Raw genomic sequence first — 12,255 nt, 5'->3', positions numbered from 1 at the left:
ATTATAATGAGAATATTTAAACATTGTATATCATGTGTTGTTGCAGTAGCTATTTTCTTTTCACAAGTTTTAGGAGCCAATGCCGATTCTTTAAATGGTAGATTTCAAAACGCTGATTTTATTTCTGTAATGAAAAAAGAGAATAGAGTTATTAAAACTGTTAAGGCGATTATTAGTCAATTTTCGGAACAAAGCAGAGAAAAAGATGTCCAAAAGGTGGCTGGTTTGATAGGAATGGAGCCAGCGATTTTTGGTTTAATCGCATTTCTTGTATATTTCTTTACTAGAAAGCCACCGGATCCTAGAAAAAGCGCAGGTGAAAAAGCATTCACTGCTTTTACTCGAAGTGCATGGGCTCTTAATTAAAAATGTTGATTTGATGAATTTTAAATTATTCTGTTTTTGAATCTTTTATAATTAATAAACCGTGATTTCTAATCACGGTTTAGCTATTTTTATATTTATTAATATGCCCATTAAGCTTTAAGTTTTTAGGCTGTACTCTTTTTTAATATTATTACAGAAATACTTTATTGGACATAATATAGTCTTTTTGAGGTTTAAAATTTTTAATCATTTTATCTTGGTTAGAAAGAATGTGTATTTATTTCTATTTCTCTAAGTCGTAGAATTATATTAATGTTAGAAAGTTAGAATCTTGAAAGACAATGAACTTTATTAAAATTATTCCACGTTCTTGTAGAAACGAATGGCTGTGAAATCTTTGAAATGTGTAATGGCCTTATGGCATTAGATTTGGCGCGTTCACCAAAGTTATCCCTTATCTTACTTAATTTAGCTTTTTCAATCAAAAAGCTAAGTTGGTACTTACGCTAATTTTTGCTGGGAAAACTATTTCTTCTCAATCTATACTAAGAAAAAATTATTTTAATAGAATATTTCAATAAAATATTTTTTTGTTTTTTGTAAATTTTAAAAATATTTATCTTACTATATTATACAAAAAATAAAAAACATTGCGTGTAACTAAAAAAACAATATATTGATATTATTATATCATAATAATATTTATGATAATAAAGATAAAATTATAATAAAAATAATAAAATAATTTTATTTTAATACATTTTTACCATTAAATTATACATTATTAAAACACGAATAAAATAATTGACAATATTCAAATAAACATGTAACGGATATATTGTAAATGTAATATAATATAAAATTAACAATTAAAATAAAACTGTTAATTAAATTTTGTATTATATTTTTTGTTATTAGAAGATAAATATACTTTATCGATAGATGATGTAATGTTTTCTATTTAGAGGGGGCGGTAAAGAAAATTTATTTTATTAAATATTGTAATAGGTGTTTATGATGAAAATATTCAAGCATTGTATAGTATGTTTTGTTGCAGTAGCTATTTTCTTTTCACAGGTTTTAGGAGCCAATGCTGATTCTTTAAATGATAGATTTCAAAATGCTGGTTTCATTTCTGTAATGACACAGGAAAATAGAGTTATTAAAGCTGTTGATATGATTATTAGCCAGTTTGGAGGACAAGGGGCTGAGAAAAATGTCCAAAAAGTCGCGGGTTTAATGGGGATGGAGGCAGCGATTTTTGGTTTAATCGCATATCTTGTATATTTCTTTACTAGAAAACCGCCGAGTCCTAACAGAGAGACAGGTGGAAGAGCATTCGATGCTTTTGCTCATAGTGCATGGGCTTTGAATTAAAAGATAATTCCTTGATGAACTTTGAATTATTCTGTTGTTGAATATTTTATATTAAATAAACCGTGATATTTAATCACGGTTTATTTATTTTTTACTTTTAATAATATGGTAAATTTATCCTTTAATATCATTAAGATATTGTTGGGGGATGGCAGTATAGGGGACATTAAATTTAAATAATCAGCTGCTTTTTAAAGTTAATTAAATTTTTTCTCTTCAAAATACGCATTTGAGCTAAGTTTGTATTTGATATTTTTTCTATGATGAAAATGCATATGCTGGAATTGAGATATTCATAAACGGTGCGTATTCACTCAAAAAATATAGGGTAATACAATACTTATGGTTATTGTGGATTTTATGCTGATGAACTGAATAAGTATAGCGATGCGTCTTACAAATATTTGTAAAAAATGCTTTTATTGGAATCTTTTAATCTCTTTGTGGTTTACAATTCATTTTATCATTTTATCTTAAGCAAAGAGAATGTGGATTCATTTCTATTTCTCTATTTTATTTGAGAAGGGTGGAGTTATACGAATGTCAAAAAAAGTCATGATCGTGGAAGATAATGAGCTTAATATGAAGTTATTCCGTGATCTTGTAGAAGCGAGTGGTTATGAAACTGTTGAAACGCGTAATGGTCTTATGGCATTAGATTTGGCGCGTTCATCAATGCCATCTCTTATCCTTGTGGATATCCAGTTGCCAGAGGTCTCTGGAATAGATGTTATTAAACAATTAAAAGAAGATGAAGAACTTCGATCAATCCCTGTTGTTGCTGTAACAGCTTTTGCTATGAAAGGCGATGAGGAGCGAATTCGTGCCAGTGGATGTGAAGAATATATGTCAAAGCCTATTTCTGTTCCTCATTTTATCACAATGGTAAAACATTTTGTGGACTAAAGCTTGTTAAGTGATGATAGAAAAAAATATTGAAAAGCTTATAAAATTGCTAAAGTTTTTGTGCAAATATTTTTCTGCTTTAGCACGTGGATATATTCAAGTTAGTAAAACAGATTTTAAAAATTGAAACTGAAGTTTCGAGATTTTTCGGTTTATTTTCTTGCCTTTTATCTTAAGAGAGGAGGTTGTTTTGCATTTTTGTTTTTTCTAATCGGTATAGATTTGTTCCTACATTCATCTAAAAGTCTGTTTTAGTAGGGGAAAAAGCCTCGGTTTTGTCCGAGGCTTTATGCATTGTACAAAAATTGAAATTAACGCTTTGAGAATTGGAAAGAACGACGTGCTTTTGCTTTACCGTATTTTTTACGTTCAACAACGCGGCTATCACGGGTAAGAAAACCACCTTTTTTCAAGATTGAGCGAAGTTCTGGTTCATAATAGGTTAAAGCTTTGGAAATGCCATGGCGCACTGCACCGGCTTGTCCGGAAAGACCACCGCCTGCAACGGTTGCAATAATATCAAACTGGGTATCCCTATTTGTTGCAACAATTGGTTGACGAAGAATCATTCTAAGAACAGGACGAGCGAAATATTTGTCAAATTCCTTATTGTTGATTGTGATTTTTCCAGAACCTGGTTTAATCCATACGCGTGCAACAGCGTCTTTACGCTTTCCTGTTGCATAAGCACGTCCTTGTGAATCAAGCTTTTGCACGTGGACAGGAACAACATTTTCATGTGTTTCTGTAATACTTGTTACTATGCTAAGCTCAGAAAGAGAATTAATTTCAGCCATAATCAAGCAATCCTTTTGTTTTTGCGGTTTAAAGCACCAACGACAAGAGATTCAGGCTGTTGTGCTTCATGTGGATGTTGGCTTCCAGCGTAAACACGTAGATTCTTCAATTGACGGCGACCAAGAGGCCCTCGAGGAATCATGCGCTCTACTGCTTTTTCAATAACGCGTTCGGGAAAACGCCCCTCAAGAAGTTGACGTGCTGTACGTTGTTTGATTCCACCAATATAGCCGGTATGCCAATAATATTTTTTATCCGTATATTTTTTGCCAGTGAGAGCTATTTTATCTGCATTAATGACAATAACGTTGTCACCATCATCAACATGTGGAGTAAATGTAGCTTTATGTTTGCCACGTAAGCGGTTAGCAACAAATGTGGCAAGACGACCCAAAACAAGGTTTTCTGCGTCAATAATAACCCATTTTTTCACCACTTCAGTTGGCTTTTGTGAAAAAGTTGCCATAGAAGTATCCTTTATTAGAACCCTTTTAATATAAGGGAATTTTTACTGTTTTGCGTTGAAAATTGTTACCATAGCGAAATATTTAACGCATACTACTTGCTCTGATATAATGTCTTTTGATTGACGTCAAGAGAAAATAAAAACTTTATAAAACAACATGTTATGAGAAAGGTATTATAATACCCCATTAAAAGAAGTTTGTAGACCATTTAAACTTAAAATGAATGTTGCAAAAAACTATTTTATCTTTAACGCATGATTGTATTTTATTGTTCTTCATTATAAAATAAGAAATAATGCAGTGGTCTCGTTATTTTCTCAATGTTGAATCTTCTGCTTGTGGTCAAGCTTGGTTAGATGCCCTTGATGTTCAAGGGATAAATAATGCGCGCGCTATTTCTCAAAAATTTGGCTTTCCAGATCAGTTAGCTCGAGTACTTTCAGCAAGAGATGTGGATGAAGCTGAGGCTGTTGCTTTTATTAATCCAACATTACGTACGCTTATGCCTGATCCAGAAAGTTTTAGGGATATGCAATGCGCTGCAGAGCGTATTGTTAAGGCTCTTCTCAATCAAGAACAGGTTGCTGTTTTTGGTGATTATGATGTTGATGGTGCTTGTTCATCGGCACTCATAGCGCGTTTTTTTCGTTATTTTGGTATTGAAGTCAAAATTTATATTCCTGATCGTATTGTTGAAGGCTATGGTCCTAATGAACAAGCAATGAGGATGCTTGTGCAAGAAGGCGCTCGGTTAATTATCACTGTTGATTGTGGCGCAAACAGTCCTGATGCCGTAAAAGCAGCGAGGCTTGCTGGTGCTGATGTTGTGATTTTAGATCATCATCAAATGTCAGAGATTCATCAAGAAGCCGTTGCTCTTGTCAATCCTAATCGCCCTGATGATTTTTCTAAACAGGGGCATTTATGTGCAGCTGGCGTTGTTTTTGTTACGTTAGCTTGGGTTCATCATTTGCTGCGGAAAAAACAATTCCAAGGGCAGCTGCCTGATCTTTTAAGTATGCTTGATCTTGTTGCATTGGCAACCATATGTGATGTCGTTCCATTACAGGGGGTTAACCGTGCTTTTGTGATAAAAGGGCTTCAAGTTGCTCGTTCTATGCATAATCTAGGAATAACAGCTTTAACAAAGGTTGCACGAATAGGGGAGCCGCTTAATAGTTTTCACTTAGGTTTTTTGTTAGGTCCTAGAATTAATGCAGGAGGGCGCATTGGTGATCAAGCTTTGGGAGCACGTTTACTTAGCTGTGAGAATAAAGATGAAGCGGACAGAATAGCAGAACAATTAGATCGGCTTAATCAAGAACGCCAAGAAATGGAGAACATTCAATTAGCACAAGCGGAATCTTACATTACTTCTCTTTATCAAGATCAAGAAATACCATTATCGCTTGTAATTTCACATAAAGAATGGCATCCGGGAATTATTGGTATTCTTGCTTCCCGTCTCAAAGAGCGTTTTTTTTGTCCTGTTTTTGCTATTGCTTTGAAAGAAGATGGAAATGGCGTAGGGTCGGGACGCTCAATTAATGGTATAGATTTAGGAGCACTCGTTCGTGAAGCTGTTACATTAAATTTATTAGAAAAAGGAGGGGGACATAGTATGGCAGCAGGAATTACAATTCAATCAACAAAAATTGAAATTTTTCGAAAATGGCTAGAAGAAAAAGTTTCTTTAATGGTTTCTGAGTTGCGTGCAAAAAAATCTCTTAGTATAGATGGTTCTCTTTCTGCTTCTGGTGTTAATGAAGCGCTGTTTGAATTGCTTGAAAAAGCAGGGCCATTTGGGGCAGGGAATGCAACACCTGTTTTTGTTCTTCCCTCTCATCGACTGGTGAATCTATCTGAAGTTGGTAAAGGACATCTTCGCCTCATTGTATCTAATGTTGAAGGAAAAAAACTGCAAGGAATTGCTTTTCGTGCTGTAGGGACATCGCTTGGTGATTTTCTTTTTGAAAATATTGGTGAAATGATTCATTTAGCTGGTCATCTTAGTTTGAATTATTGGAATGGAACGATCAATCCGCAGCTGCGCGTGATTGACGCAGCCGCAGTGGTTTGAAAGGGATATTTTTTACATTAGATGTCTAGATTAGAAGCAAAAGTAGAATTTTCTTGTATGAAACGAAATCGTGCTTCTGGTTTTGTTCCCATGAGACTTTCTACAGTCTTTTTCGTTTCTTGCATTTCCACGGCATCAATAGAAACACGAAGCAATGTACGTTTTTGAGGATGCATAGTCGTTTCTTTAAGTTGTTCTGCGCGCATTTCACCCAGCCCTTTAAAACGCCCGATTTCGATTTTAGCTTTTCCAGTAAATTCAGTTTGGAGCAATTCATCCTTATGAATGTCGTCACGAGCATAAGCAACTTTTCCTCCTTGCGATATTCTATAAAGGGGAGGGACGGCGAGATATAAATGTCCCTGATGAATAAGGTCAGGCATTTCTTGAAAGAAGAAGGTAATGAGCAGTGACGCAATATGAGCACCATCAACATCAGCATCTGTCATGATGATAATACGTTCATATCTGAGATCTTTTTCACGATACTTGGAGCGTGTTCCACATCCAAGAGCAAGGATAAGATCGCTAATTGTTTGGCTTGAGTTCATTTTTTCATGTGCAGCACTGGCGACATTTAAGATTTTACCACGAAGAGGTAAAATTGCTTGGTTTGCTCTATTTCTTGCTTGTTTAGCAGATCCTCCTGCAGAATCCCCTTCAACAATGAATAGTTCAGCACCCACAGCATGGTTCTGGCTACAATCTGCAAGTTTACCGGGCAGACGTAATTTGCGGACAGCAGTTTTTCGACTTATTTCTCTATCTTGGCGTCGTCTAACACGTTCTTCAGCACGTTCAATAACCCAATCGAGAAGTTTTGTTGCTTCTTGCGGGGAATTTGCTAACCAATGATCAAAAGGATCGCGGATTGCATTCTCAACGATACGCTGTGCTTCAATGGTTGCTAAGCGATCTTTTGTTTGTCCAACAAATTCAGGGTTACTGATAAAGACTGAAAGTATTGCGGCTGTTGAAATCATAATATCGTCAGACGTAATAATCGCTGCGCGCTTGTTTCCTATTAACTCAGCGTAGGATTTCAATCCACGCAAAAGAGCTTGACGTAATCCTATTTCATGTGTTCCGCCTTCTCCTGTAGGAATCGTATTGCAGTAAGATTGCACACAAGAATCACCACCATGCCAAGCGATAGCCCATTCAACGGAGCCATGGCCATTATTGTGTTGTGTTTTGCCAGAAAAAATTTCTGACGTTACTCGATATTCATCTTTTAGTGACGCAAGTAAATAGTCTTTAAGTCCATTGGGAAAATGAAAAACAGCTTTTTCAGGAATATTTTTTACGCCTTCAAGTATGACGGGATCACAAGTCCAGCGAATTTTTACGCCACCAAAAAGATAGGCTTTGGAGCATGTCATCTTATAGATTTTTTCTGGATCAAAAGCTACTTTTTCACCAAAAATTTCATGATCAGGATGAAAACGAACGCGCGTACCACGACGATTATAAACATCTCCCAGATCTTCCAATCCAGATTGAGGAATACCGCGTGAGAAACGTTGGCGGTACAGTTTTCGTTCTCGTGCAACTTCAACTTCCATATCATCAGAAAGAGCATTGACGACAGAAATTCCTACTCCATGAAGTCCACCTGCAGTTTGATAAGCCTTTCCATCAAATTTTCCCCCGGAGTGGAGTTGTGTCATAATAACTTCAAGAGTAGATGTCTCAGGCATTTGAGGATGATTTTCGATAGGAATACCGCGTCCATTATCTGTAACGGTTATATAACCGTTCCTATCTAATGAGACCTCAATAGAATCTGCATAACCCGCAACAGCTTCATCCATCGCGTTATCAATAATTTCGGCAAATAAATGATGAAGCGCTTTACTGTCTGTTCCACCAATATACATTCCAGGGCGTAAACGCACGGGCTCTAAACCCTCAAGAACTCGAATAGAGAGGGCATTATAGTCATCTTCTTGCGTATCTTTTGCACTTTTTCTTGAAATCATCGCTTTTGATTTCATTGGAGGCTGCAGAGTGTTTTCTTTTGTATTTACCCGAGATTGGGCTTTATTTAAAACACTAAAAAGATCCTTTTTGTTATCGCTCATAGCGTTTAACTATCTACCTCATAAAATAAAATATTTATTAAAATAATTTTATGCCTGTTTTTTATTTAAAAATCAATGCACTTAGAAAACATCAATTGTTGGACCAAAAATTTGTTCAAAAGCGTGTTTGAGAGCAATATCAATATCATGCATTGCTACAGGGCAACCTAGATCAAGAAAGCTTGTTACACCGTGGTTTGTAATTCCACAAGGAACAATTCCTGAATAATGGGCTAAATTAGGATTAACATTGATAGAAACTCCATGAAAACTTATCCATTTTCGCACTCGAATGCCAATAGCTGCAATTTTATCTTCGGAAGAGAGATCATTTTGTTTTGATGGGCAATGAGATTGTTTAACCCAGACACCAACGCGATCTTCTCTGCGTTCGCCTTTAATATTAAAGTTTGCAAGCATCTGTATGATCCATTCTTCTAATGCACTAATGAAAGCACGAATGTCTTGTTTTCGGCGTTTAAGATCAAGCATGATATAAGCAATACGCTGTCCTGGACCGTGATATGTAAATTCACCTCCACGTCCTGCTTCATAAACAGGGAATAAATTAGGCGCCAAAAGATCTTTTTTATTTGCACTCGTTCCCGCTGTATAAAGGGAAGGGTGTTCAAGAAGCCAAACTTGTTCATGCGCGGTTTTTGCAAGAATTTTTTCTACACGTTCTTGCATATAACGCAGAGCTTCAGGATACTCAACTAGATGATCACTTATCTTCCATTCAACGGGTGGATTTCCTAGAATTGCATTAAAATGATGTGATAAGTGATTACGATCCGTATGTTTCAATTCAAATGTCATTGGTAATATTTATCTTGATGTTTGAGTTTATATTGTAATCAATAAAAGTGATTACAGAGTAAGGTATAGAATTGTTGAATAAAAGAGAATACGTTCATAAATTTATCTTAAGAAGATTTACTACGCTTAAAAATCCACGCTCCTTTTACCATCTTCCTGTTGCACCGCCCCCACCTGATGATCCACCACCACCCCTAAAGCCCCCTCCACCTCGAGGACCACCGAATCTTCCACCAGGATATCTGCCACCGGCACTTAAGTTAAGAAACCAAGGTGTGAAGATGATCCCCAGCCAGAGATACTTTTGTGGACCTATTTTTTTACCAAAAATCATAGCAAGAATGGGCAAACCAACGACTATAAAGAGAATGAGGAACGTGATTGTATTTATAATCATTTCTTCTTTTTCAGCTTGTTTGCGTTGTTCTTCAACAGCTTTAGCTTTTTTATTGATTCGAAAAGAAAAATCAGCATCACTTTGTGTGATCATTTTGATAATTGCGTGAACGGATTCGACAATTCCTTTTTGATAATTTCCTTCACGAAAATTAGGAATCATGAAGCTATTAATAATGACAGAGGAAATGGCATCTGTTAGTTCTCCTTCCAGACCGTAGCCTACCTCAATACGTGCTTTGCGTTCATTTGGTGCAATGAGGATTAATATGCCGTTATTGATTTGTTTTTGACCTAATCTCCATGTACGAAAAAGAGAATTGCTGTATGTTTCTATATCATTTCCCGAAAGAGTAGGGAGCGTCACAAGAACAATTTGATCTCCCGTTTTCTCTTCGAGTGCTGCCAGCTTTTTTGTCAAGCCTTCCTTGGTTGCATTATCGAGCAAATGAGCTACATCGTTGATATAGCCGGTTAAGGGAGGAAATTTTATTTGCGAACAAGCGATACTTCCCAATGCAGCAACTAAATACAGAGAGCAGATAAAAGCCCATAATTGTGAAAATACAATACGTTGCAAAGAGTATCGAAATGATTTCATTAATTAAAATTAACCTTTGGTGTTTGTTGGCTATCAGTATCGATGGTAAAAGTAGGCATAGGTTTAGCATCACGAAACCATAGCTTTGCCCAAATCATCGTCGGCATTGTTTTGAGTGCAGTATTGTAAGCACGTACTGTTTCAATATAGTCGCGGCGCGCAACGGAAATTCGGTTTTCTGTTCCTTCTAATTGTGATTGAAGAGCAAGAAAGTTCTGGTTTGCTTTAAGATCCGGATAGTTTTCGACAACAGCCATAAGTCGCGAAAGGGCACTTGATAAATTTGCTTGATTTTTGAGATATTGCTGCATAACTTCTGGATTATTCAACATATCTGCATTAATATTGACTTGTGTTGCTTTTGCACGTGCCTCAATTACATTTGTGAAAACGCTTTGTTCATGAGCTGCGTAACCTTTAACTGTTTCTACAAGATTGGGGATGAGATCTGTACGACGTTGATATTGATTGAGCACTTCACTCCATGCTGCATGTGCTTTTTCTTCATTTGTTGGTATCGTATTAAACCCGCACCCACTTAAAAATGGCACTAACCATGCCAAAAAAAACACGATTGGAAATTGTTTTAATATTTTAAACATTGAAGAAGTTTGTACATTTAACATAAAGATGTCTCCACAGATATTTTATGTATTATATAGGGTTTATTTTCTTGGTGGAAAGTATTTTGAACTTTACAAACAGGTGTATTTATTAATAAATTGATATCTCTATGTGTTTTAGGTACGCTTAAGTGATTTGATATTAAAATAATAATATAGATGTCATCTTATAAAAGATCAATAATATTTATATCAATTATTATTACAGAAAATTACATTATTTTCGTAGGAGTTTTGGGTTTCACAACGTGTAGATAACAATTGGAAAAGAGCAAAATGTAAGTATCAATCTTATGGAAAGATAGTCGGTAAGGGCAGTTCTTATTTTCTCTCCTTTAGAAGGTGTGCTTAATATATTTGGACAAAAAAGGGCTTTTTAACTATGTATGGTAGTAATTGTGAAGGAGGGTGAAAGTCATATGATAGAAACTGTTCAGCGGCAAAGTGAAAAGTTTGATGGATTGGCTAATGATTATGATCGTTATCGTCCTCGCTATCCCCTTACTTTATTTAAAACTATTACTCATCCTTTTAAGAACAAAAAGCATTTGTCCATTGTGGATGTGGGGGCTGGGACAGGTATCGCACTAGAGGGAGTTGTTAATTTTTTAGGAAATGAGCACCAATATCATGCTATCGATGTATCGGCAGATATGATTAAGAAGGGGCGAAGAAAATTTCCTACGGTGCAGTGGTATCAGGGCCGTGCCGAAGACCTATTGCCTCAAATTGGTGAGGTTGATCTTGTTATTGCAGCGCAAGCGTTTCAGTGGATGGATCGTCCTAAGTTGCTTTGTTCTGTTTCAGAACAACTTCGAGTCAATGGTGTCATGGCTGTTATTCAAAATAATCGTGATTTCAAGCATAGTGAATTTCTAGAGGCTTATGAGACATTGTTAGAGAAAATGAGTCCGAACTATTCCCGGTATTATCGTAATTTTGATTTTTTACAGGAAATGAGTGATGGCTTTGGGGTAAATCCAGAAAAGATTTTTTTTCATACGCACAATTGGACGATGATGATCCCATCTGAAGCTTTTATTGGAATGAGCCGCTCTTCAACACAAGCGCAACGCGCTATTACTTGCTATGGGGAAGAATATTTGCGGCAATTGGTTGCATTGACAAAGAAATATGAAGTGCAAGGTAATTTAGAGCTTTTGTATCGAAGTGAGCTCTATATGTATGCAGGATAATCTGATATCGATGATTGTTTTTGCTCTTTTAGCACATCAGAGTAGGCGGTATTCAGGAGGTTAACGCATTATTAAGGTAGATTTTGAGGGGGAGAGTTTTTTCTTCTTCAGCATTCAAATTGACATTGACATCTTATTTTCATTGTTCATTTAATATGAGGGAGTTTTAAATAAATTTTGACAAAAACAACTGAAAAAGTACAAAAAATTATCATAATCAGAAATTTGCAGTAAAAAGGGTAATGGTTTGGAAGAATCTTTAAAAAAACTAATTCTGAAATTATCTCTAAATTCAGATTCAATATAACAAAAAAGTAAAATATAAATATGTTATATGAAGCATTTCTCTTTTTAAAGATATAATATAAAAACAATATGTTAATTAAATTTTTTGATATAAGAAAGCTTTTTTTATTTTTATTTTAAATAACGGGTTAGTTCGAGTCTTGTGTGGTTTTATTGAAGATGTACTTTTCAGGTTTCAATCTGGCGCTTTAAATACAATTTTAGAAGTGGTAAATAAGCTTAATTTCTTCTATGTTGTGATATGTTAAATAAGTTTTTTAATTTTCTATAGAGTT

At 35.4% G+C, this 12,255-nt stretch carries 11 protein-coding genes; 5 read left to right on the top strand and 6 right to left on the bottom strand.

The window, feature by feature from the left end:
- Positions 1-6 precede the first annotated feature (6 nt).
- The 3 genes from ACFILU_RS02910 (at position 7) to ACFILU_RS02900 (ending at position 2,610) form a co-directional block, all read left to right on the top strand.
- Complete coding sequence (locus ACFILU_RS02910; RefSeq protein ID WP_375674680.1) at positions 7-366, top strand: hypothetical protein; 360 nt, start codon at positions 7-9, stop codon at positions 364-366.
- A gap of 978 nt (positions 367-1,344) precedes the next feature.
- Complete coding sequence (locus tag ACFILU_RS02905; RefSeq protein WP_375674679.1) at positions 1,345-1,704, top strand: hypothetical protein; 360 nt, start codon at positions 1,345-1,347, stop codon at positions 1,702-1,704.
- A 540-nt stretch (positions 1,705-2,244) separates the two neighbouring features.
- The gene (locus tag ACFILU_RS02900; RefSeq protein WP_005773308.1) at positions 2,245-2,610 is read left to right on the top strand and encodes a response regulator; all 366 of its coding nucleotides are present in this window, start codon (positions 2,245-2,247) and stop codon (positions 2,608-2,610) included.
- 311 nt (positions 2,611-2,921) lie between these two features.
- On the opposite strand, the gene rpsI is transcribed toward ACFILU_RS02900, so the two are convergent.
- Complete coding sequence (rpsI, locus tag ACFILU_RS02895; protein WP_015856545.1) at positions 2,922-3,407, bottom strand: 30S ribosomal protein S9; 486 nt, start codon at positions 3,405-3,407, stop codon at positions 2,922-2,924.
- Between the two features lie 2 nt (positions 3,408-3,409).
- On the bottom strand, positions 3,410-3,874 hold the full coding sequence (rplM, locus tag ACFILU_RS02890; RefSeq protein ID WP_375674677.1) for a 50S ribosomal protein L13: 465 nt from the start codon (positions 3,872-3,874) through the stop codon (positions 3,410-3,412).
- Between the two features lie 296 nt (positions 3,875-4,170).
- Here rplM and recJ point away from each other — a divergent pair, with 296 nt between their 5' ends.
- On the top strand, positions 4,171-5,955 hold the full coding sequence (gene recJ, locus ACFILU_RS02885; protein ID WP_375674675.1) for a single-stranded-DNA-specific exonuclease RecJ: 1,785 nt from the start codon (positions 4,171-4,173) through the stop codon (positions 5,953-5,955).
- Positions 5,956-5,972: 17 nt separating this feature from the next.
- Here recJ and parE read toward each other — a convergent pair whose 3' ends face one another.
- The 4 genes from parE to ACFILU_RS02865 form a co-directional block, all read right to left on the bottom strand.
- On the bottom strand, positions 5,973-8,039 hold the full coding sequence (parE, locus tag ACFILU_RS02880; protein WP_375674673.1) for a DNA topoisomerase IV subunit B: 2,067 nt from the start codon (positions 8,037-8,039) through the stop codon (positions 5,973-5,975).
- An 81-nt stretch (positions 8,040-8,120) separates the two neighbouring features.
- The gene (lipB, locus tag ACFILU_RS02875) at positions 8,121-8,858 is read right to left on the bottom strand and encodes a lipoyl(octanoyl) transferase LipB (RefSeq protein ID WP_375660573.1); all 738 of its coding nucleotides are present in this window, start codon (positions 8,856-8,858) and stop codon (positions 8,121-8,123) included.
- Between the two features lie 145 nt (positions 8,859-9,003).
- Entirely contained in the window at positions 9,004-9,855 is an 852-nt protein-coding gene (locus ACFILU_RS02870; RefSeq protein ID WP_375674671.1) for a TPM domain-containing protein, read from the bottom strand.
- The gene (locus ACFILU_RS02865; protein ID WP_375674669.1) at positions 9,855-10,481 is read right to left on the bottom strand and encodes a LemA family protein; all 627 of its coding nucleotides are present in this window, start codon (positions 10,479-10,481) and stop codon (positions 9,855-9,857) included. The genes ACFILU_RS02870 and ACFILU_RS02865 overlap by 1 nt, the downstream gene beginning before the upstream one ends.
- A 416-nt stretch (positions 10,482-10,897) precedes the next feature.
- On the opposite strand from ACFILU_RS02865, the gene ACFILU_RS02860 reads away from it, so the two are divergent.
- Entirely contained in the window at positions 10,898-11,674 is a 777-nt protein-coding gene (locus tag ACFILU_RS02860; RefSeq protein ID WP_375674698.1) for a methyltransferase domain-containing protein, read from the top strand.
- The last annotated feature ends 581 nt before the right edge of the window (positions 11,675-12,255 follow it).

Source organism: Bartonella sp. CL100XZDX, from assembly GCF_042195375.1.
Taxonomy (GTDB): domain Bacteria; phylum Pseudomonadota; class Alphaproteobacteria; order Rhizobiales; family Rhizobiaceae; genus Bartonella.
The sequence above is the reverse complement of the archived record's forward strand: the minus strand, read 5'-3'. Positions and strand labels throughout refer to the sequence as shown.